16 protein-coding genes are annotated in these 21413 nt (G+C 74.3%); 10 read left to right on the top strand and 6 right to left on the bottom strand.

Annotated elements, in window-relative coordinates; genetic code table 11:
* The first annotated feature begins 52 nt into the window (after positions 1 to 52).
* The 3 genes from PUR71_RS37890 to PUR71_RS37880 are packed head-to-tail and all read left to right on the top strand — an operon-like array spanning position 53 to position 3343.
* A complete protein-coding gene (locus tag PUR71_RS37890) occupies positions 53 to 2251 on the top strand; it encodes a glycoside hydrolase domain-containing protein (RefSeq protein ID WP_329931812.1) in 2199 nt (732 codons plus the stop codon).
* Positions 2252 to 2268: 17 nt separating this feature from the next.
* On the top strand, positions 2269 to 2595 hold the full coding sequence (locus tag PUR71_RS37885) for a hypothetical protein (protein ID WP_329931811.1): 327 nt from the start codon (positions 2269 to 2271) through the stop codon (positions 2593 to 2595).
* 46 nt (positions 2596 to 2641) lie between these two features.
* Entirely contained in the window at positions 2642 to 3343 is a 702-nt protein-coding gene (locus PUR71_RS37880) for a twin-arginine translocation signal domain-containing protein (protein WP_329931810.1), read from the top strand.
* Positions 3344 to 3410: 67 nt separating this feature from the next.
* On the opposite strand, the gene PUR71_RS37875 is transcribed toward PUR71_RS37880, so the two are convergent.
* Together PUR71_RS37875 and PUR71_RS37870 are read right to left on the bottom strand one after the other, a co-directional pair.
* On the bottom strand, positions 3411 to 4592 hold the full coding sequence (locus tag PUR71_RS37875) for a trypsin-like serine protease (protein WP_329931809.1): 1182 nt from the start codon (positions 4590 to 4592) through the stop codon (positions 3411 to 3413).
* A gap of 53 nt (positions 4593 to 4645) precedes the next feature.
* The gene (locus PUR71_RS37870) at positions 4646 to 5488 is read right to left on the bottom strand and encodes a hypothetical protein (protein WP_329931808.1); all 843 of its coding nucleotides are present in this window, start codon (positions 5486 to 5488) and stop codon (positions 4646 to 4648) included.
* A gap of 290 nt (positions 5489 to 5778) precedes the next feature.
* Between PUR71_RS37870 and PUR71_RS37865 the strand changes: the two genes are divergently transcribed.
* Positions 5779 to 8022, top strand: a complete 2244-nt coding sequence (locus PUR71_RS37865; RefSeq protein WP_329931807.1) for an ATP-binding protein — start codon at positions 5779 to 5781, stop codon at positions 8020 to 8022.
* A gap of 69 nt (positions 8023 to 8091) precedes the next feature.
* Here the strand turns inward: PUR71_RS37865 and pntB are convergent, their stop codons facing one another.
* On the bottom strand, positions 8092 to 9555 hold the full coding sequence (pntB, locus tag PUR71_RS37860; protein ID WP_329931806.1) for a Re/Si-specific NAD(P)(+) transhydrogenase subunit beta: 1464 nt from the start codon (positions 9553 to 9555) through the stop codon (positions 8092 to 8094).
* 5 nt (positions 9556 to 9560) lie between these two features.
* Positions 9561 to 11177: a Re/Si-specific NAD(P)(+) transhydrogenase subunit alpha gene (locus PUR71_RS37855; RefSeq protein WP_329931805.1), complete on the bottom strand. Its 1617-nt coding sequence runs from the start codon at positions 11175 to 11177 to the stop codon at positions 9561 to 9563.
* A gap of 262 nt (positions 11178 to 11439) precedes the next feature.
* Between PUR71_RS37855 and PUR71_RS37850 the strand changes: the two genes are divergently transcribed.
* On the top strand, positions 11440 to 13230 hold the full coding sequence (locus PUR71_RS37850) for a gamma-glutamyltransferase family protein (RefSeq protein ID WP_329931804.1): 1791 nt from the start codon (positions 11440 to 11442) through the stop codon (positions 13228 to 13230).
* A 148-nt stretch (positions 13231 to 13378) separates the two neighbouring features.
* Here PUR71_RS37850 and PUR71_RS37845 read toward each other — a convergent pair whose 3' ends face one another.
* Complete coding sequence (locus tag PUR71_RS37845; RefSeq protein ID WP_329931803.1) at positions 13379 to 16015, bottom strand: hypothetical protein; 2637 nt, start codon at positions 16013 to 16015, stop codon at positions 13379 to 13381.
* A 276-nt stretch (positions 16016 to 16291) separates the two neighbouring features.
* Between PUR71_RS37845 and PUR71_RS37840 the strand changes: the two genes are divergently transcribed.
* Positions 16292 to 16519: a hypothetical protein gene (locus tag PUR71_RS37840; protein ID WP_329931802.1), complete on the top strand. Its 228-nt coding sequence runs from the start codon at positions 16292 to 16294 to the stop codon at positions 16517 to 16519.
* Between the two features lie 145 nt (positions 16520 to 16664).
* Entirely contained in the window at positions 16665 to 17240 is a 576-nt protein-coding gene (locus PUR71_RS37835; RefSeq protein WP_329931801.1) for a hypothetical protein, read from the top strand.
* 43 nt (positions 17241 to 17283) lie between these two features.
* Here PUR71_RS37835 and PUR71_RS37830 read toward each other — a convergent pair whose 3' ends face one another.
* On the bottom strand, positions 17284 to 18453 hold the full coding sequence (locus PUR71_RS37830) for an alpha/beta hydrolase family protein (RefSeq protein ID WP_329931800.1): 1170 nt from the start codon (positions 18451 to 18453) through the stop codon (positions 17284 to 17286).
* Positions 18454 to 18768: 315 nt separating this feature from the next.
* Between PUR71_RS37830 and PUR71_RS37825 the strand changes: the two genes are divergently transcribed.
* The 3 genes from PUR71_RS37825 to PUR71_RS37815 all read left to right on the top strand — a co-directional run bounded on the left by PUR71_RS37825 (position 18769) and on the right by PUR71_RS37815 (position 21314).
* Positions 18769 to 19053, top strand: coding sequence for a hypothetical protein (locus PUR71_RS37825; RefSeq protein ID WP_329931799.1), 285 nt, complete (start codon positions 18769 to 18771; stop codon positions 19051 to 19053).
* A gap of 262 nt (positions 19054 to 19315) precedes the next feature.
* A complete protein-coding gene (locus PUR71_RS37820) occupies positions 19316 to 19720 on the top strand; it encodes a nuclear transport factor 2 family protein (RefSeq protein WP_329931798.1) in 405 nt (134 codons plus the stop codon).
* 121 nt (positions 19721 to 19841) lie between these two features.
* Complete coding sequence (locus tag PUR71_RS37815) at positions 19842 to 21314, top strand: FAD-dependent monooxygenase (protein ID WP_329931797.1); 1473 nt, start codon at positions 19842 to 19844, stop codon at positions 21312 to 21314.
* Positions 21315 to 21413 lie beyond the last annotated feature (99 nt).

The raw sequence follows: 21413 nt of genomic DNA, 5'->3' as shown, positions 1-21413 counted from the left end.
CCGTGCCGTGGCGGAAGAGCCGCGGCGAGGCGCGAATGGGGGATCGCAGCCCATGGCTGACGAGATGGTCCGGCTGGCTCAGAGGTTCGTCAACACGACCTACAACAACGGCGCCACGCTCGGGATATCGAAGCTGGACGAGGACGGCCGCACCGGTTGGACGGTGATGTACGCGCTGACCCGCGCGCTCCAGTACGAGATGGGCATCACCTCCCTCTCCAACTCCTTCGGTCCGACCACGCTGTCGACGCTGCAGACCAAGTACCCGAAGCTGGACGAGTCGACCGTCCCGTCCGCGAACTTCTGCCGGATCCTGCAGGCCGCCCTGTACTGCAAGGGCTACGACGGCGGCGAGATCGACGGCACGTACAACGGGCGGGTCAAGGCGGCCGTCGCCAAGCTCAAGCTCCACATGGGCCTCGACGGCGTGTTCCCGGGCAGCTCGCTGGAACCCAAGGTCGTCAAGGGCCTGCTCAACATGGACGCGTACGTCACCGTCACCGACGGGACGGACGCCATCCGGGCCATCCAGCGCTGGCTGAACGGCCGCTACGTCAACCGCAGGGACTTCTTCGTGATCCCCTGCGACGGGCACCACTCGCGGGACGTCGCCAAGTCGATGCTGTTCGCGATCCAGTACGAGATCGGCATGGCCGACGGCACCGCCAACGGCGCCTTCGGGCCGGGCACCCAGGCGGGGCTCAAGAGCCACCCCGTCTCGGTCGGCGCCACCGGCACCTGGCCGATGCTGTTCACCGCGGCGATGGTCCTCAACCGGCGCGACGTCGCGTTCGGCGACTTCACGGCCGCCGTGAAGAGCGGGGTCGAGGCGTTCCAGTCCTTCGTCAAGCTGCCGGTCACCGGCGTCGGCGACTTCCAGACCTGGGCCTCGCTGCTCGTCTCCTACGGCGACCAGACCCGCCGCGGCAGCGCCTGCGACGGCGTCACCAAGATCACCCCGGCCCGCGCGCAGGCGCTCAAGGACGCCGGCTACCAGTACGTCGGCCGCTACCTGTCCAACCCGTCGACCACCAGCCTGCCCGAGAAGCAGATCCAGCCCGGCGAGCTCGACACCATCAAGCAGTACGGGCTGCGCTGCTTCCCGATCTACCAGACGTGGAGCCGGTCGGCCGACTACTTCAGCTACAACCAGGGCACCAACGACGCGTTCCGCGCGATCGAGTGGGCGCGCTTCCACGGCTTCAAGGCCGGCACGACGATCTACTTCGCGGTCGACTACGACGCCATGGACGGCGAGGTCAGCACCTACGTCATCCCGCACTTCCGCGGCGTGCACCACACCGTCAGCGAGAACTCGCCGTACCAGGTGGGCGTGTACGGGCCGCGCAACGTGTGCCAGCGCGTGGCCGACGCCGGCTTCGCCCGGACCAGCTTCGTCTCCGACATGTCCAGCGGCTTCTCCGGCAACCTCGGCTACCCGATGCCGAGCAACTGGGCGTTCGACCAGATCGCCACCGTCACGGTGGGCAGCGGGGCGTCGGCCATCGAGATCGACACCGACATCGCCTCCGGCCGGGACACCGGCCAGGGCGACTTCGACCCCGGCGCGGCCACCGTCGCCGGCCTCGACACCGACCTCGACAAGAGCGCCTACCGCGACGCCATGCTGAAGGACGTGCAGGGCTACCTCACGTCGATCGGCGTGCCGGAGACCGGCGGCGACGGCTGGACGGACAAGGACTGGGCCACCCTCGGCGGCGTCTCCACCACCAAGGCCTTCGACCTCGTGCTCAGCGCCGACTGGCTGTTCACCGCGCTGGCCCGCGAGTTCAAGCTCCGCAAGGCGCTGATCCAGGCCCCCGTGCTCTGGGAGCTGCGCAAGCTCAACGCGCTCGACTTCGCCGCCGACGCAGCCGTCCGCAACGGCCTCAAGGACGACTGCAGCACCGGCTGGGGCCAGATCTTCGCCCGGATCGCCATCGAGGCCCGCAACCACTGCCTGAGCGAGGGCCTGATCAACGGGACGAAGCTCACCGAGGCCAACCTGCGGGAGGTCTGGGACAACCTCCAGGACCCGGCCTACAACATCCGCTCGGTCACCTACCTGACGATCTACAACTCCCGCCAGCTCGGCATCGCCCGACCCGGCCTGACCACCAGCCAGACCGACACCCAGGCGCTGCTCGCCCGCTACAACGGCCTCGGCGACGCGGCGCAGCAGTACGGCCGCGAGCTGATCGGGCTGTACAACGTGCTGGAGAACTACAACCTGCTGTCGCGCAGCAAGTGAGGCCGGGGCACGAACAGATGCGCACCTACTCGCCGGCCGCCGCCGTCCTGAACCTGCTGCTGGGGCTTCCCGCGGTCGTCCCGGTCTGGCTGCTGTGGTACTTCGCCTCCAACTGGCCGCTCGCCGCCCTGGGTTGGACCAGCCGTGAGCCGACGGAGAACGACGGCGTGCTGCCGCTGCTGGCGATCCTGATCCCGGTGGTCGGGGCGTTCGGGGTGCTGTGGTGGCTCGCCAACGCCGCCGTGCGGCGGCGGACGGCCCCGGGTGGCCGGGGCCGGGTGTACTGGCCGGTGAGTCTGGTGCTGCTGCTCGTGCCCACGCTCGTGCTGATCGTCGTGCTGTAGAAGAGCGTTCGTGGAAGACAGAGGGGGACACAAGGAAATGGAAGACGTGCAGATCGGATTCACGCGGCGCGCCGCGGTCAAGGGTGCGGCCGTGATCGGCGCGGCCGCGGCCCTGGGCGCGCTGCTCCCCGGCACCGCCACGGCGGCGCCGTCGAAGGGGACGCTCGAGCCGGGCGACCCGGCGAAGAAGCTCCCGACCAGTGCCAACGGCTGGACGATCGAGAAGGAGGCGAACCACGTCTCCACCGTCTGGACCCGCCCGGTGGCCGGTACGGGCCTCAGTGTGGACATCCGGATCGGCGACGCGGAGGAGATCCTCGTCCACGTGATCCGGCGCTTCCACTACGAGGTGGAGGAACTCCCGAGCGGCGACCTGCTCGGCTGGCAGGCCATCGGCGGCCTGCGCGCGGGCGCGCCGGAGTCGAACCTCGCGTCCGGCACCGCCGTGCGCATCCGCCCCGGCGCCACGGCGAAGGGCGGGTTCTTCGCCCACCAGGAGCTGGTGCTGCGGGACATCCTCGCCGAGTGCGAGGGCGTCGTGCGCTGGGGCGGGGACGACGACGAGGTGGACGAGTCGCTGTTCTACCTCGTCCCCGGCCCGCAGGACCGGCGCGTGCGGCAGCTCGCCGACCGCCTGCGCGGCTGGGGCGCCCGCCCCGGCGAGGGCGCGGGGACCCCGGTGGACGTGCTCGCCCCGGCCCGCCGCGGCGAGGCCGACCGGCTGGCCCGGGCGCAGCAGGCGTCCTGACGGTCCGTCGACGCGGCCCGGCCCGCCGTCGCGCAGGGGCGACGGCGGGCCGGGCGTACGGGCTCGGTCACCAGAACTGCTGGTTGGTCCATCCGTTGCAGTCCCACAGCTGGACCTTCATCCCGTTGTGGTAGCCGCCGGATACGTCGGCGTCGAGGCACTTGCCGTTGTAGGCGCTCTTGATCGTGTAGCCGTCGATGATCCAGGTCTCGTTCGGCGCGTTCCAGGTGTGGCAGGGCTGGAGGAGCACCGGCATGCCGTTGTAGCTGCCGTGGCTGATGTCGGCGCTCATGCAGTAGCTGTTGCGGGCGTTGAAGATGTGGTCGTTCAGCGTGTACCAGAACTGGTTGCGCCAGCCGTTGCAGTCCCAGAGCTGGACCTTCATGCCGGGGACGTGGTCGCCGTTGGCGACGTCCCCGTCCATGCACTTGCCGTTGACGTAGAAGGGTGCGTGGTCGCGGTCCTCCTTCATCTGCTGGATCCAGTTGGAGAACGCGGCGACCCGGGTGTAGGTGCCGGGGTAACCCGCCTGATCGCAGCCGTCGTTGCCGCCGCCGGAGATGATCCCGATGACCCAGCCGTTGCGGATCAGCGGACCGCCGCTGTCGCCGTTGCAGGCGTCGTGCTTGGCGTCGCCGGCGCAGATCATCTGGCCGACCCGGAACAGCGAGCCGTACGGGCGGGTGCACGCCGAGTCCGGCAGGATCGGCACCATCGAGGAGTTGAGGCTCTCCTTGATGCCGCCGTGCATGTCGACGTTCTCCGGTGACCAGCCGAGGATCAGGCCCTTGCCGCTCAGGGTCTCATCGGCCGGGATGTGCGCGAACGGCATCGTCGGCACGCCGACCATCGGGTTGTTGAGGGTCACCACCGCGACGTCGCCCTGGTGGATGTCGTACTTCTTCGAGTCGCCGGTCTCCTGGTCGGGGGAGAACTGGGGGCTGATGTCGATCCGGCCGATGGTGTAGTTGGTGCCGCCCTCCAGGATCGTCGTCTGTCCCTGGACGACGAGCGCGTGGTCCAGCTTTCCCTGGTACTCCCGGCCGCAGTGCCCGGCCGTCAGCACCTTGGTCGGCGCGATCAGCACGCCGCCGCAGCTGTAGCTGAAGAGGGAGTACTTGCTGGTGTCCCGGAAGTGGACCATCCACGGGTACTGCCCCGTCGTCGCCGGGCCGCCGCCGGTGACCGCCGTCGCGGGGGTCGCCATCCCCGCGAAGGCGAGCGTCAGCAGCATCGAGACGGCGACCACTGCTGCCCGGAGTACCCTCCGTGCAAGGGAGTTCGGCGCTTTCGTCATGATGGTCACCGGCAGTACCCCCCGGAGTATTCGGACGCCGGGAAGACCGGCACCAGCGACTTGACCTTCACGCACTTGTGGTCGCTGTTGGCGTTCCACGCCACCCGGGAGATGTTCCCGGCGACCATGGCGCCGATCAGGTTGAACGGCGGCGGGGCGAACGCGAACATGGCCGCGGTGAAGCCCGCGTCGGACGCCATGTGCGAGGTCTCGTTGCGGTTGAAGTAGACGGTGCCGGTGATCCAGCCCCAGGTGTAGTGCGGGTCGGCCACGACCGGGAACGCGGCGCCGCGGGTGTCGACGTGCTGGGTGACGGTGTCGCCGTCGACCGTGTAACTCGTGGGCAGCGGACGTCCCTTGGCGTCGTACGCCCACGGCGCGCTGATCCGGCTGTCGGCCCGGCCGGTCGCCTGGTCGACCAGCAGCACGCCGCCGAGCGGGTCGGCGACCAGCCGGCCGTCGAAGCCGGTGACGGTGAAGCTCACGTCGGTCGCGGCGCGCGCGCTGCGGAGCACGAAGACGTGCGAGACCGCGTCGGCGTCGGCGATGACGGCGCTGTCGGTGTCCGGCAGCGCGTCGGGCTCCACCGTCATCCGCGAACCGGCCTGCGAGGCGCCGCCCTTGGCGCCCTTGAGCGCGATCCGGGCGGGCGCCTGCGACTGCCCGACCGGCGCTGCGACCCGGGCCGCGGCGCCGGTCGTGGGCAACAGGCCCTGGACGCGCCCGAGTTCGGTGAGCACCCGCTGCGTGGCCGGCGTCGTCGCGCCGGCCGGCTGGGCCAGCGCGAGGCCCGTCAGGCCGATCGCGCCGGCGAGGCCCGCGGCCACCGCTGACTTGATGCGTTTCACAACTCCCCCTGGTTTTCCTGGTGTTCCTGGTCCTCTGGTCCTCGATGAGAGGTGACGCCCCGGCGCTCCGGGCGCGGCGGTTCGCCGCGGGCCTTGCGGGCCCGTGGGAGCCTTGGGATCCTTCGCGTACCGCCGGGTGCCGGCGTCCGGGCGGACACGAGTCTTGGGCCCGGCGGGGTCGGCGGTCCATGGCGTGGACCCTGCGTTCGCCCTGCGTTCTCCGCGCCACGCCTGGCATGACCCATGCCATAGTTGGCGGCGGCATCTCGGTGGGGGCGATGGGGGTTGTCGTGCGTTTCGGGGACATGGTGCGCGAGTACCGGCTGCGCCTCGGGTGGACCCAGGAGGGCCTCGCCGAACGCTCGGGCGTCTCCACGCATGCGATCGGCATGCTGGAGTCGGGCCGGCGCAACCCCCGGCTGAAGTCGGTCGCCGCGCTCGCCGACGCGCTCGCACTGGCCGACGACGACCGGGCCGAGCTGATCGCCGCGGCCCGTGAGGAACCGCCGCAGCCCCGGCAGGACACCCGTGCCCCGGCGCCGACCGCCGCCCGTCCTCCCGCTCAACTCCCGGCCGATCTGCCGGACTTCACCAGCCGCACTGCGCCACTCGCGGCCGTCCGGCACGCGCTCGGCCGCAGCGGCGCCACCGGGCGCACACCGGTCCTCGTGGTCACCGGCCCCGGCGGGATCGGCAAGACCAGCCTCGCCGTGCACGCCGCCCACGCGCTGCGCGGCCGCTACCCCGACGGCCAGCTGTTCGCCGGCCTGCGCGGCGCCGGCCAGGCGCCCGTACCGGCCGCCGAAGTCGCGGCGCGGCTCCTGCGGGCGCTCGGCGTGAGCCCCACCGACGTGCCCCCGGCGCTCGATGAACGCGCCGCCCTCTACCGGAGCCTGCTGACCGACCGACGGGTCCTGATCGTGCTGGACGACGTGCTCGACGGCGCCCAGATCCGGCCCGCGCTGCCGGCCAGCGACGGCTGCGCGGTGCTGCTCACCAGCCGCAGCCGGCTGCCCGAACTCGACGGCGTGGAGCGGATCGAACTCGCCGCGTTCACCGACACCGAGGCCAGGGAACTGCTCGGCCGCATCGCCGGCCCCGCCGTGCTGTCCTCGGAACCGGACGCGACCGCCGAACTGCTCGTCCACTGCGCCGGACTGCCGCTCGCGCTGCGCATCACGGGCAGCCGGCTCGTCACCGAGCCCGGCCGCACGGTGCGGATGCTCGCCGAGCGGCTCGCCGACGCGCACGGGCGGCTGGACGAACTCCGGGTCGGCGACCGCGCGGTGCGCGTCAGCTTCGAGGCCAGCTACGCCCACCTCGCGCCGGACCTCGCCGCCGCGTTCCGGCTGCTGGCCCTGGTGCCCGGGCGGTCGGTCGGGGTGCCCGCCGCCGGCGCCCTCCTGGACCGCGACCCGGCGTCCGCCGAACGGCTGCTCGCCGACCTGACCGCCCGCCACCTGCTCCAGGCACCAGAGCCCGGCCGGTACGGCTTCCACGACCTCATCCGGCTCTACGCCCGGGAACGCGCCCGCTCCGAGGACACCCCCGGGGCGCGCCGCGCCGCCGAAGGGCGCCTCGCGCTCTGGTACCTGCACGCCTCCCGCCGGGCCGGGCGGCTCCTCGTGCCGCACGCCCGTCTCGCGCCCGCCGCCCCGCCCCCGCCCGGTCTGCCGCTGCCGGACTTCGGCGGCGCCGAGGCGGCCATGGTCTGGTACGAGACGGAACGCGCGAGCCTCGTCGACCTCGTACGGCACGCCGCCGACCGGGTGGACGACCCGCTGTGCTGGCAACTCGCCCACAGCCTCTGGCCGTTCTTCACCCTGCGCAAGTACTGGGGAGACTGGCACGCCGCCACCGAGCTCGGCCTCGGCCACGCCCGCCGCTCGGCGGACCGCACCGGCGAGGCCCTCATGCTCGTCCAGGCCGGCACCCTCGCCCACGCCCAGGGTGACTACCGCGGGGCGATCGAGCGCTACCGGCTCGCCGACGCCCTCGTCGGTGACGGCGACCCGGACGCCACCGCCATGATCGAGGCCAACCTGGGCGTCAGCCACCGCCAGCTCCAGGAGTACGAGACGGCCATCGGCCACCTCCGCCGCGCCGCCGACGCCTTCCGCACCGCCGGCGACCGCTACGGCGAGGCCGTCTGCCTCCTGAACCTGATCCCCGCCTACCGCGTGCTGGGCCGCCACGAACCCGCACTCGTCAACTGCCGCCTCGCGCTCGCCGCCTTCCGGGCGCTCGGCTCCCGCTACGGCGAGGGGCACGCCCTGCACGTCACCGCCCAGGTCCTGCAGGACACCGGCGACTTCGCGCGGGCCCTCGACCTGGCCGGGCAGGCCGTGGCGATCCGCGAGGACATCGGCGACCGCGACGGCACCGCGGCCGCGCTGGAGCAGCTCGGCACCATCCGCCGGCACCTCGGCCAGGCCCCGGCCGCCGCCGAGGCCTGGCGCCGCAGCCTCGCCCTCTACGAGGAACTCGGCTCTCCGAAGGCCGAGAACGTCCGGCGGCTGCTGACCGGGGGCTGAACGGGCGGTCCGCCCGGGCCGTGAGCCCGGGCGGACCGCCCGTCCGCCTGGCGTCCGCGGTCAGTACGGCTAGCCCGCTGCCGGCGTCGTCTGCCGGACGGCGCTCGCCGGGCCGCCGTGGCCCTCGGGGAGAGCCTGGAGGATCGCCTCCACGCTCTGCTTCGCGTCGCCGAACAGCATGCCGGTGTTCTCGCGGAAGAACAGCGGGTTCTGCACGCCCGCATAGCCGGAGGCCATCGAGCGCTTGAAGACGACCACCTGCTCCGCCTCCCAGACCCGCAGCACCGGCATGCCGGCGATCGGGCTGGCCGGGTCGTCCATGGCGGCCGGGTTGACGGTGTCGTTCGCGCCGATGACGAGGACGACCGAGGTCGCGGCGAGGTCGTCGTTGATCTCGTCCATCTCCAGGACGATGTCGTACGGCACCTTCGCCTCCGCCAGCAGGACGTTCATGTGCCCTGGCAGGCGGCCGGCCACCGGGTGCACGCCGAACCGCACCTCGATCCCGCGCTCCCGCAGCCGGCGGGTCAGCTCCGCCACCGGGTGCTGCGCCTGGGCCACCGCCATGCCGTAGCCGGGGGTGATGACCACCGACCGGGCCGCGGCGAGCAGCGCGGCGACCTCCTCGGCCCGGACCTCCCGGTGCTCGCCCTGCTCCTGCGCGGCGCCCGACGGCGCCTCGATGCCGAAGCCGCCCGCGATGACCGACAGGAAGGAACGGTTCATCGCCCGGCACATGATGTACGAGAGGTACGCACCGGAGGACCCGACCAGGGCCCCGGTCACGATCAGCAGGTCGTTGTCGAGCAGGAACCCGGCCGCGGCCGCCGCCCAGCCCGAGTAGCTGTTCAGCATGGAGACCACGACGGGCATGTCGCCGCCGCCGATCGAGGCGACGAGGTGCCAGCCCAGCGCGAGCGCCAGGACGGTGACCGCGATCATCAGGCCGAGGCCCGGGGCGGCGGTGAACCAGGCCGTCAGCACCGCGAACGCGGCCAGCGCAGTCACGTTGAGCGCGTTCTTGCCCGGCAGCACCAGCGGGCGCGAGGCGATCCTGGCGGACAGCTTCAGGTAGGCCACGACCGAGCCGGTGAAGGTCACCGCGCCGATGAACACGCCGATGAAGACCTCGGCGTGGTGGATGCCGAGCAGTTCCCCGGCCACCCGGGTCTGGGCGGCGCCGTGGGACTCGACCTCCAGGTAGCCGTTCCAGCCGACGAGGACGGCGGCGAGACCGACGAAGCTGTGCAGGACGGCGATGAGCTCGGGCATCTGCGTCATCTCCACCCGCCGCGCCCGCCACAGGCCGGCCGCGCCGCCGAGCGCCATCGCGAGGACGATCAGCGCGACCACACCGGCGGAGACGTCCTGTGCGGCCACCACCACGGTGGCGACCAGGGCGAGCGCCATGCCGGCGATGCCGTAGGCGACACCGGCGCGCGAGGTCCGGTGCTGGGACAGCCCGGCCAGGCTGAGGACGAACAGCAGCGCGGCGACGAGGTCCGCGGCGTGGGAGGCCGTCGTGGCGGTCATCGGGCTCAACGCCTTTCGGAGGTCGACGGGGACGGAGAGGTCGAGGAGGCCGTGGGGGTGACCGAGAACATCGACAGCATGCGGCGGGTGACGGCGAAGCCGCCGAACACGTTCACGCTCGTCAGCAGGATCGCCACGAAGGACAGCGCCGTCACGAGCCGGCTCTCGTGCCCGATCTGGAGCAGCGCGCCGATCACCACGATCCCGGAGATCGCGTTCGTCACCGACATCAGCGGGGTGTGCAGGGCGTGGTGGACCTTGCCGATGACGTAGTAGCCGATGACCACGGCGAGCGTGAAAACCGTGAAGTTCCGGGCCAGTTGGGCGGGCGCGAAGCCGATCAGCAGGAAGGCCGCCAGCATCCCGAGCCCGATCGACCCGTAGCGGACGGGCGGGGTGAGCCGTGACGGCTTCGGGCCGGGCCCAGTGGCCGGCCGGCCGCCGGTGGCGGGGACGGCAGTAGAGGGGGCGGCCGACACGGCCACGGGCGGCGGCGGCCAGGTGACCTCACCCGCCCGGACGACCGTCACCGCCCGCTGCACCACGTCGTCGAAGTCGACGACCAGCCGTCCGTCCTTGCCCGGTGTCAGGAGCGTCAGCAGGTTCACCAGGTTGGTGCCGAAGAGCTGCGAGGCCTGGGCGGGCAGCCGGGCCGCCAGGTCGGTGTAGCCGATGATCGTGACCCCGTTGCCGGTGACCACCGCGCGTCCGGGCACCGTGCCCTCGACGTTGCCGCCCTGCGCGGCGGCCATGTCGACGATGACGCTGCCCGGCCTCATCGCCGCCACGTCCTCGGCGGTGAGCAGCCGCGGGGCCGTCCGGCCGGGGATCAGCGCGGTCGTCACGACGATGTCCACGTCCGCGGCCTGCTCGTGGTACAGCGCTGCGGCGGCCCGGTCGTACTCGGCCGACGTCGCCTTGGCGTAGCCGTCCGAGCCCGCCTCCTGGGCGACCTCCACCGCCAGGTACTCGCCTCCCAACGATCGTACCTGGTCGGCGACTTCGGGCCGCGGGTCGGTCGCGCGGACGATCGCGCCGAGGCTGGACGCCGCGCCGATCGCGGCGAGCCCGGCCACGCCGGCGCCCGCCACCAGGACCTTGGCCGGTGGCACCTTGCCCGCGGCGGTGACCTGGCCCGTGAAGAACCGCCCGAACACGTGGGCCGCCTCGATCACCGCCCGGTACCCGGCGATGTTGGCCATCGAGCTGAGCACGTCCATCGACTGCGCCCGCGAGATCCGCGGGACGGCGTCCAGCGCGAGCGCGGTGACGCCGCGCGCGGACAGGGCCGCCAGCAGCTCGGGGTGCTGCGCCGGGGCGAGCAGGCCGACGACGGTGGTGCCCTCGCGGAGCCGGGCGACTTCGTCGCCCGAGGGTGGGTTGACCTTCAGGACGACGTCCGCCGCCCAGGCGTCGCCGATGCGCGCGCCGGCCTCGGCGTACGCCTCGTCGGTGAAGCCGGAGGCCGCCCCGGCGCCCGACTCGACGACGACCTCGTAGCCGAGCCCGAGCAGCCGGCGCACCGTCGGCGGCGTCGCCGCGACGCGGGTCTCCCGGACGGTCGACTCGGCGACCACGCCGACGAGCTGGGGTGGACGGTGGACCGGCACCTGTGCAGACATGTCTGGTACCTCTCTTCGCCGGAGGCGCTGCGGACCGGAGCAACTACGACCGAGGGGGAGTCGGGATCCCCACCCGGTGGTCGCTGGAACGTACACCTACCCACCCGGCGGGCCCATGGAGCGAACCAGTGACAAGCCTCACCCTCCGGAACCGCGTGGCTCCGGGCGGTGGCGGTGGTGACAGGACGGTCGGCAGTGGAGACGATGAGTGCCAGCCGGAGCCGGACCCGGCGTGGCGTTCGGGCGAGTGGGAGGGGTGCCGATGTTCGCGACTCGACCGACCCTGCAGGGGACGTTCGGGATGGTCTCGTCGACGCACTGGCTGGCGTCGGCGTCCGGCCTGGCGGTGCTGGAGGACGGCGGGAACGCGTTCGACGCGGCCGTGGCCGCCGCGTTCACGCTGCACGTCGTCGAGCCGCACCTGAACGGGCCGGCCGGCGAGGTGCCGATCATCCTCGCGCCCGCCGACGGGCCGGTCCGGGTGCTGTGCGGGCAGGGCCCCGCTCCCGCCGGGGCGAGCATCGGGCACTACCGCTCGCTCGGCCTGTCCCTCGTCCCGGGGACGGGACCGCTGGCGGCCGCCGTGCCCGGGGCCTTCGACGCCTGGTTGCTCCTGTTGCGCGACCACGGCACCAAGCGGCTGGCGGACGTCCTGCGGTTCGCCATCGGGTACGCCGAGCACGGGCACCCGGCGGTCGAGCGGATCGGGGCGACCGTCGAGACCGTCCGGGAGCTCTTCGAACGGGAGTGGACCACCTCGGCGGAGCTCTACCTCCCCGGCGGGCGCGCGCCGCGCCCCGGCGCGCTGCTCACCAACCAGGCGCTCGCCGCGACCTGGCGCCGGCTGATCGCCGAGGCCGAGGCCGCCGGGAGCGGGCGCGAGGCGCAGATCGACGCGGCGCGGCGGGTCTGGCGCGAGGGCTTCATCGCCGAGGCACTGGCGGCGTTCGCGACCCGCCCCGCGCTGGACACCTCCGGCGAGCGCCACCCGGGCACCCTGACCGGCGACGACCTCGCGGCCTTCGAAGCCCACTACGAGGAGCCGGTCACCCACACCTGGAACGGCTGGACGGTCGCCAAGCCGGGCCCGTGGAGCCAGGGACCAGTGTTCCTCCAGCAACTCGCCCTGCTGCCGCACGACTTCGACGCGCTGGGCGGCGCCGAGTACGTCCACACGCTTGTCGAGGGCACCAAGCTCGCCATGGCCGACCGCGAGGCCTGGTACGGCGATGCGTACGGCGATGCGTACGGCGGGGCCTCCGAGGTGCCGCTCAAGGCGCTCCTCTCGCCCGGCTACAACGACGACCGCCGCGCCCTGATCGGCAGCCGGGCGTCCTACGACCTGCGGCCCGGCAGCCCCGAGGGGCGCGCGCCCAGGCTCTCCGCGTACGCGCCCGCCGAGGCGGCGCCCGGCTCCGGCGAGCCCACCGTCGCCGGGGACGGCGGCACCCGCGGCGATACCTGCCACGTGGACGTCGTGGACCGCTGGGGCAACCTCGTCTCCGCCACCCCGAGCGGCGGCTGGCTCCAGTCCAACCCCGTCGTCCCGGGCCTCGGCTTCCCGCTCGGCACCCGCCTCCAGATGGCCTCCCTCACCCCCGGACTGCCCAACTCCCTCACCCCCGGCCGCCGTCCGCGCACCACCCTCTCGCCGTCCCTCGCCCTGCGCGGCGACCGGCCCGTCCTCGCCTTCGGCACCCCCGGCGGCGACCAGCAGGACCAGTGGAGCCTGCACTTCCTCCTCGCCCTCGCCCGGCGCCCGCCGGTGCGCGGCGGCCTCGACCTCCAGGGCGCGATCGACGCCCCGAACTGGCATACGGAGGGCTTCCCCAGCTCCTTCTACCCGCGGGTCACCCGCCCCGGCAGCCTCTACGTCGAGTCCCGCCTGGGCCCGGACGTCATCGAGGACCTGCGCCGGCGCGGCCACGACGTCATCGTCGGCGACCCGTGGTCGGAGGGCCGCCTGTGCGCCGTCGCCCGTGATCCGGAGACCGGCGTCCTCTCGGCGGCCGCCAACCCGCGCGGCATGCAGGGGTACGCCGCGGGCCGGTGAACCGCGGTCCCCGGACCGCCTCGGTCCCAGTGACCTTCCCCGTACCGCTCCGCACGTCATCGGGTGAGCGGGCCACCGCAACGAACTCCGGCTCACGGCGGTTCTGTTGGAGCGTGCCGCAGGCCGTTCCGGGGCTGGGGGCGGGCGGTCAGGCCTCGGAGGGATCGGAGGGGTCGGTTCGGTGGGAGGGGTGCTCGGGCAGAGTGAGGCCGGGCGTCAGGTGGAAGCGCTCCGGGCGGGCGACCGTACGGCGTTCCGCCGGGGCGACGTCGTCGCGGCGCTCCAGCCAGGCCCGCAGCCGGTCCCGGGCGCTTCGGTCGCGCTCGGCGTCGGCCGTGGCCGAGGGTGCGGGGCCCGCTTCGCGCAGCAGCACCCGAGCGGGCCGGGCGTCGTCGCCGGGGACGGTGTCGACCACGACGAAGCCGCTGCCGGGGGAGAAGGCGACCTGCGGCACCTCGCCGTCGGCGCCGAACACGGACGTGCGGCGCCCGGTCGTCGACCAGACGGCGAACTCCACCGACACGCCGAGGGCGGCCGCCGGTGAGGAGACGCCGGCGACCGGCGCCGGCTCGAGGAGGACCAGGCCGGGCGGGTACGCGTCCAGCACCTCCGGCGGGAGGTCCGCGCCCAGCAGCACCGCGCCGTGGTGGCTCGGCAGCCGGCGCAGGCCCGACGCCAGGCAGGCGAGGTAGGGCGCGAGGTCGCCGGGGGCGCCGCAGCGGGCCCCGGCGACCAGCGCGGCCGGCTCGGCGGGCACGCCGGTTCCCTCGTGGTGCAGCAGGACGGCGACGAGGTCGGGCTTGACGTCGTCCCGGCCGGTGGACCGCAGGCCCGGCAGGCGGGTGACGGCCGGTTCGACCCGGCCGGCGGCGCGCTGGTAGTGGTCGCCGAGGAACGTGCGGAAGGCGTCCCGGTCGGCGGCGTTGCTGACGGGGGCGAGGGGTGGGACGTCGGCGGGGGTGAAGTAGTGCGCGGTGAGGGCGAGGGGCTGGGCGGAGGCCTCGAGGGCCTCGGGCTCCTTGGGTCGCTCGGGCTTCGGCTCCTGCTCCCGTTCTGGTGCTGGCGCCGGTTCCGGCCCCGGCCCCGGGGCGACGGGCGGCTCGGTCACCGTGGCCGGTTCGACGGAGGTGGTGGGCCGCTCGGCCGGGCGCTCGACGACGGGCGCACCGGCCGAAGCGGTGGCGCTCGCCGTCGCCTCCGCCGTCGACGCGCTCGTGGTGGTGGCGGGAGCGAGGGCGGGAGCCGCACCGCTGCTCGTCGCGAGCCCGGCGGGCGGGGCCGCCGGCGGGGCGAGCTCCGGATCGGCGGGTGTGACCCGCCCCGTCACGAACCCCTCGTTCCGGAGCCCCGGCAGGGCCAGCCGCTCGGGCGCGCTCGGCGCGCTCGGCATGCCGAGGCTGCCGCCCACCGCGTACGTCGTCGAGACGGCCGGGGCCGGGAGGCCGGTCTGCGCCCGGCCGGGCGGGTTGAGCCACACCAGGCCGTGCATCCGCGCGAAGAACCGGGCGCTGCTCTCGGACGCCGCGTCGACCAGGCCGTGCAGCAGCAGCCCGAAACCCCGCGCGCCGTCGCCGGGCAACTGGTCCAGCAGGGCGGACAGTTGCTCCCACGTGTCGTGGGGGATCAGCCGGGCCTGCTCGCCCACGACGAGCAGCGGGCGGGCCGGGTCGGGGCGCAGGAAGCGCGGCGCCCACGCGTACGGCGGCTCGGGGCGCAGCCAGAGTCCGGCCGGGACGGCCTCCAGGCACCAGAACGGGAAGGCGCGGAACAGTCCGGGGCCGACGGTGTCCCACCCTGCCCCGCCGTTGCGCCAGGCGGTGCTGACGGTGTCGTGGCGGCCGCCGGAGGTCAGCCGGATCAGGTACGGCTCCCAGGTGGTGGCGCCGCGGTGGTCGAGCATCCGGGTGGTGAACGCGCCGTCGCCCCCGACGGGGAGGCCGACGGCGGCGTGCACGGGTCGGCCGAGCCGCTCGGCGAGCGTGCCGGACAGGGCGGCGAGCGCCCCCGGGTCGGCCCAGGGCGCGCTCACGACGAACTGGTCCGCGCCGGTCGGCAGGGACAGTGCGGCCTCCGCGAACTCCTCGGGGGCCAGGACGGGTCGGGCGGGCGTGCCGACGAGCAGCGGCGTCGTTCCGGGCGGTGTCGCGAGCTGCCGCAGGAACGGCATCCCGGCCTCGGGGCGGGCCGTGACGTGGCTGAGCCAGAAGCCCGTGGCGAGGCGCTGGACGACGACCGAGGCGGGCAGCGCGGTCGGGCCCGCGGTGGCGACCGTGCGGGTGGGGACGGCGGGCGGCGGCCACGAGGCCGTTCCGGCGGCGCCCCACGCCGGACCGACCGGGGCCGGCCACGTCGCGGGCTCCGACCGCGGCGGCGCCGTCGGCACGGGCTCGTCCGCGGTCGCCGACCCGACCGTGTCCCGCAGGCGCGTCGGACGGCCGCCCGGCGGGCAGCTCCACCACGCGGCGGACTCGGTGGAGCCGTCGGGCGCGGTCACCTTGAGGGTGCCGTCGGACTGGATGGACACCAGACCGTCCGGGGCGACGACCGGCAACCCGGCCCCTTCCGCCACCACCTCGGCGGGTCGTCGCCCACCCGGGCCGAGCGCGGCGAGACCGGAGGCCGCGAGGATCAGCCTGGCGGCGCCCCGCGTCCGGGCGATCAGCCCGATCTCGGCCATCTGCTCCCGCAGCACGGGCGCGGCGTCGGCCGCCGCCGCCACGACGACGAGGGCGTCCGGCACCGGCCGCAGGCCGCCCATCGCCGCCGCCAGTTCGTCATCGCCCACCTCATGCGGGGCGATGACGTAGTGCGGCCCGAACGGCCGCAGGATCGACCGCGCCGGCCCCCGGCGGGCCGCCGGCGCGGGCGGCGGAGCAGTCGAGGCCCCACGGCGCCCGAACCGACGCCGCAGAGCCGGCCCACCCTGCGGCGCACTCATCGAGCCCCCTGGGGAGCGGGCGTCGGCCGGTGCGCGGGCCCGGCCTGGCCCGGTGTCCGGTGAGGCTCCACCTCGGCCATCGGCGTCCGCCTCCCTGATCGATCGTCGGGACCCGTCCGATCGGTGCCCCGCCCAGCTAAACGGCCCTCACCCGCCAGGCGGTTCACCACCCGCGACCGGGCCCTGGCGATCCGGGAGGCGGATGCCGACCCGGGGATCGCTGCGCTGGTCGACGTGCAGGAGCCGGCGTCGCCCCGCCTCCTGCGGCTCCATCTGCCCGGCGACGGTGCGCCCTCGGGGTTCGTCGTCCGCGGCGACGTCCGGGTCCGTGAGGTGCCGGTGGACGAGTGACCCCGGGCCGGTCGAGCCCGCTCGAACCCGCTCGAGCCCGGTCGAAGCCAGTGGAACCCGGTCGAACCCCGGAGGGCCCGCCGCCCGTGGTATCTGCTGAGGCCGGTCGGCGACCGGCGCGAGGACGGACGCGGGAGGGACAAGCATGGCCTGGTACCAGGGGCCGAGCCGGATCACGGTGACGGCGGTGGAGGGGCCGTGGCCGCAGCGGGCGGTGGTGACCGTCCGGGGCGCCGCGCCGGTCGAGATCCCGGCCGCCGTCGGCGCCGTCCACGTGGTCGACGCCGCGAGCTGGCAGCTGGACCTGGAGCACTGCCACGAGGGCGAGTGGAGCCCCAACATCCGGGCCGTCCAGGGCCGTTGGCAGGAGATCCGGGGCGTGCAGACGCAGCAGGTGCACAGCCGCAACCGCGACCGGGGCGGCGACCGCCAGGACCGCAACCTCGTGCTGCGGATCGAGCGGGTCGAGCCGGGCGGCCGCACCCCGGCCACCACGCCCGGCCTGCCCTCCTCACGCCGCACCTCGACGGCGACGTCGACCCCGACGCCCGCCGTGCGGACCACCACGGCCGGCGGACCGGCCGCCACCACGGCGGGCCCGGGCGCCCGCACGACCACCTCGACGGCCGGCTCGGACGTCCCGCAGCCCGCGGCGCCGTCCCGTCCGAGCACCTCCACCGGCTCGACGGGTGCGCGGACCACGACCTCCTGGGGCGGCTGAGCCGCAGGCCCCCGCCGCGCGGGCCTGCGGCCACCGAGCCGGGTCACGGCTGCTGGAAGGCCACCTCCGGGTGATCCGCCGACGGGCCGTCCAGCAGGGGCTGGTGCACGCCCTTGAGGGTCTGGTCGAAGAAGGCGCCGACGTACTCCCGCGTCAGCTGCATGCCGCGCTCGGGCGGGGTGGTCATGCCGGGCGGGAGCGGCAGGCCGGCCGCGGTGGCGAGGATCGGGACGTCCGTGAAGCTGGCGTGCGAGGCACCGGCGACGGCCAGCCACGGCTTGTAGCCGTCCCAGGCCGCCCAGGTCTGCCCCCACGACGGGTCGCCGCTGCCGGCGCAGTGGTCGCTCTGCTTGCCGAGGAGGAGGAAGGCGCGTCCCTGGAGGTCGTCGGCCGGGACGGGCGGGAAGAACGATCCGTCCATGTTCACCCCGGCCAGGATCCGCCGGTCCGCGGCCATCGCGTTCAGCGTCGAGGCGCCGCCGATGGAGTGGCCGGCCATGCCGACGCGGTCGCGGTCGATCAGGTGCGCCAGCCGCCAGGCCGGGTGCTGCCCGGTGAGCCGGTCCAGGACGAACGAGACGTCCTTCGCCCGGCTGTCCGGGAGCGAGTCCGGCGCCCCGCTGTCGCACAGCGCGCACCCGGGCGTGCTCCCGTCGGCGAGCGTCTCGCCGGAGTCCTCGTAGGTGTGGCCGACCAGCGCCACGACGTACCCGCGGCTGGCGAGGTCGGCCGCCAGGCCGGTCAGCGTGGCGCGGGGGTTCTCGAAGCCGGGGGAGAGGACCACCAGCGGGTGCTTCCCGCCCACGGCCTTCGCGCCGCTGTAGGCGTACGTCCCGGTCTCGACGAGGTCCTGCGCCCGGAGAGCGGTACCCGGCGGCACCCGCGTGGCCAGGAAGTTCTGCGCCTCGCCGAGGGTCATGTACGGAGCGGCCTCCCCGGTGCCGGGCCGGGCCGGGTAGAACATCGACACCGTCAGTTGCCGTGGTCCGGCCGAGGGCACCCACGGATCGGTGCGGTTCGGGTCGGTCAGGTGCAGCACCTCCTCGCCGGCCGCGAACGTCCCGGTGGGGCGGGGAAGTTCAGGATGGACGGCAACGGACGCGGAGGCTGACGCGGCGGGCTGGGCGGGCGAGGCCGCAACGGCCCCGGCCAGCGGGAGCGGAAGAGCGAGGACGAGGGCGGCGACGGCCGCGGTGCGGCGGTATCGGTTCATGCCGTTGAGATTAGGTTCGCAGCCGGGACCCCCGAATCCGCCCGCCGATGCACGTTCTGACCGGCCATCATCCATGCGAATCAGCAGCATCATCCCTTTGGATGACCACCCCGGTGCCTGCTCTTGACTGTCGCCCACCTGCCACTCTCTCGGGGCCGCGCCACAGGCCGCGCGGAAGGCACGGCCGAAGTGGCCGGTGCCGCGCCCGGAGCCGAAGCGCGGCCGGGTACGAGTCTCGAGCCGCCGTCACCCCGGGGCTGGTCCGGATGCCACCGTGCGGATGCGGCCCTCCGGACCCGCGGCCACGGTGGTCACATGGACACCGTCGCCGTACTGGAACTGGACACCCCGACCAACGTCCGGGTCCTCGAGCCCGATCACACCCCGGCACAACCCGACAACCCGGTACGCCGCATACACATCGCGCCCGCCGAACCCTCCGGAGCCTGCGGGCCCCTCACCCTCTGCGGCCTGGACACCTCCGACATGATCCTCTCCCCCCACCGGGACCCGGGCCACCCGCCGCGCTGGCACACCTGCAGCACGTGCCACACCCCCGCAGCCGGCGCCGCCCCCGGCTCCTCACCCCCTGCACCCTGAGTCACCCACCCCGGCATCGGCCCCGGCACCCGCGCCGGCGGCCCCGAAAGGACGACGGCGCAGCCGGCAGAGTGCGCCGGAGCGAGGGAACAAGGCCGCTCGGGCAGCCGGGGGCGGCCGGATGTCGACGGGCGCGTGGGCGGCCGGCCGGGGAGTGCGGGGGCCGGATTAGCGTGCGCGGCGCACGCAATCTGTAGTACGGTACATATGCGTGCTCGACGCACGCACTTTCTGCCGAAACGTGAACCCCGAGGGGACCCTCATGACCACCGCCAGCACCCGCACCGACGCCCGCGCCGCCCTCACCGACCTGCTCCTCACCCCGGGCCTCGACCTCGACGAGGCCGCCGACCGGCACTTCGCCCCCGACTACCGCCAGCGCACCGACGGCGACTGGGCGGACCGCACCGAGTTCCTCGCCCACATCGCCCACCTGCGCACGGTCGTCGCCGGCGGCTCCGTCGAGGTGCACGACGAACTCTTCTCCGGCGACCGCTACGCCGACCGCCACACCATGACCGTCGTCAAGACCGACGGTTCCACCGTCCGCATGGAGGTCTACCTCTTCGCCGAGTTCGCCCCCGACGGCCGCTTCCGCCGCATCGAGGAGACCACCCTCATGCTCGAAGGCGCCGACGCGGACCGGAACCTCGGCAGCGCCCGCTGAGCGACACCACCCGCCCGATGCCACGACGCCGCGCGCCGTCCCCGCCGCCGCGGGTCGGCGCGCGGCCGTCATGGTGCGTCGTCCCGAGGCATCGTGCCGAATGTGAGAGGAAGTGGTTGTCATGCTCGACGTGCTCATCGCCGGGGCCGGCCCGGTGGGGCTCTGGCTCGCCGCGGAGTTGCGCCTGCACGGGGTCGAGGTGACCGTCGTGGAACGCCGGGCGGCACCGGACGGACGGTCGCGCGCGGTCGGCATGCAGGCCGGCACGCTGGACACCTTCGCCACCCGCGGCCTCGCGCAGCGGTTCGTCGAACGCGGCACGCCGGTGCCGACCGGCCACTTCGGCGCGGCGACCACCCGGCTGGACTTCTCCACGGTCGGGGCCGTGCACCCCTTCATGCTCGCGCTCGGCCAGTCCGTCACCGAACGGCTCCTGGAGGAGCACGCGGTCGCCGTGGGCGCCCGGGTCCTGCGCGGACAGGAGGTGGTCTCGCTCAGTCAGGGGCCGGACGCGGTCGAGGTGGTGATCCGGGCCGGCGCCACCCACAGGACGGAGCGGGCCCGCTGGGTCGTGGGCTGCGACGGCACCCGCAGCGCGGTGCGCCGGGCGGCCGGCATCGAATTCCCCGGTCAGGACACCACCTTGACCGGCTGGCTCGCCGACGTCGAACTCGACGATCCGCCCGCCGCGCCGCTCGGCGCCACCGGGCCGGCCGGTTCGTTCCTGGTGGCCCCGATCGGCGACGGCGTCCACCGACTGGCGGGCCTGTCCACGGCCACCATGCACCTCGGCGCGGGCGAACCGCTGACCCTGGAGGAGGTGCGCGAGCAGACCCGGGCACTCCTGGGACGGGACCTCGGCATCCGCAACCCCCGGTGGCTCTCGCGCTACGGCAACGCCACCCGACAGGCCGCGCGCTACCGGGCCGGACGGGTGCTGGTGGCCGGGGACGCGGCGCACATGTTCTTCCCGGCCGGCGGGCAGGGCATGAACCTCGGCATCCAGGACGCCACCAACCTGGGCTGGAAGCTGGCCGCCACCCTCCAGGGCCGGGCATCCGACGGACTGCTCGACAGCTACGACACGGAGCGCCGGCCGGCCGCCCGCGCCGTCATCGACAACACCCGTGCGCAGCTCGCCCTGTTCGCGGCGGCGAGCCCGGAGCAGATCGCGATGCGCGAGGTCTGGTCCGCCGCGCTCGCCGAACCGCAGACCAACCGCCGGTGGGCCCGCCGGATCGCGGGCTTCGACGACCCGCTCCCCGCCGACACCGTGCCGGGCGCGCACCCGCTGACCGGCACCCGGCTGGCCGGCCTCGCCCTGGAGGCGGCCGACGCACCCACCGCCCACCCGTTGATGCACCACGGCCGACCGCTCCTGCTGGACCTCGACGGGACGCGGACACCGTGCCCCGCGGAGGGCCTGGAGCAGCGGACCGCCACCGTCAACACCGCTGCGGCGCAGCCGATCTGGCGGGACGTCACCGCCGTCCTCATCCGGCCGGACGCCCGGATCGCCTGGGCCGGCACCGACACCGACCCGCAGCGCCGGGCCGCGGAGTGCCTCACCGCCCTGCGCACCCTGTGCCGCTGAACGCCACTCGGTGAACCACGCGCCGCCCCCGCCCAGAGCCCGGCCGATGCGAAGCCCGCTGTCGGCCGCGCCTGCGGCGGGCTTCGGTGCGAGGGTGTC

Origin of the sequence: Streptomyces sp. SP17BM10, assembly GCF_036322405.1 — a bacterium.
Classification (GTDB): Bacteria; Actinomycetota; Actinomycetes; order Streptomycetales; family Streptomycetaceae; genus Kitasatospora.
Note: the sequence above shows the minus strand (reverse complement) of the source record. Positions and strands in the feature narration are given on the sequence as shown.

Bases quoted from the DNA above. Each gene is read 5' to 3' on its own strand.
- PUR71_RS37890 (WP_329931812.1), top strand. From the start codon at position 53: ATGGCTGACGAGATGGTCCGGCTGGCTCAGAGGTTCGTCAACACGACC.
- PUR71_RS37885 (WP_329931811.1), top strand. From the start codon at position 2,269: ATGCGCACCTACTCGCCGGCCGCCGCCGTCCTGAACCTGCTGCTGGGG.
- pntB (WP_329931806.1), bottom strand. From the start codon at position 9,555: ATGACCGCCACGACGGCCTCCCACGCCGCGGACCTCGTCGCCGCGCTG.
- PUR71_RS37855 (WP_329931805.1), bottom strand. From the start codon at position 11,177: ATGTCTGCACAGGTGCCGGTCCACCGTCCACCCCAGCTCGTCGGCGTG.
- PUR71_RS37850 (WP_329931804.1), top strand. From the start codon at position 11,440: ATGTTCGCGACTCGACCGACCCTGCAGGGGACGTTCGGGATGGTCTCG.
- PUR71_RS37835 (WP_329931801.1), top strand. From the start codon at position 16,665: ATGGCCTGGTACCAGGGGCCGAGCCGGATCACGGTGACGGCGGTGGAG.
- PUR71_RS37830 (WP_329931800.1), bottom strand. From the start codon at position 18,453: ATGAACCGATACCGCCGCACCGCGGCCGTCGCCGCCCTCGTCCTCGCT.
- PUR71_RS37825 (WP_329931799.1), top strand. From the start codon at position 18,769: ATGGACACCGTCGCCGTACTGGAACTGGACACCCCGACCAACGTCCGG.
- PUR71_RS37820 (WP_329931798.1), top strand. From the start codon at position 19,316: ATGACCACCGCCAGCACCCGCACCGACGCCCGCGCCGCCCTCACCGAC.
- PUR71_RS37815 (WP_329931797.1), top strand. From the start codon at position 19,842: ATGCTCGACGTGCTCATCGCCGGGGCCGGCCCGGTGGGGCTCTGGCTC.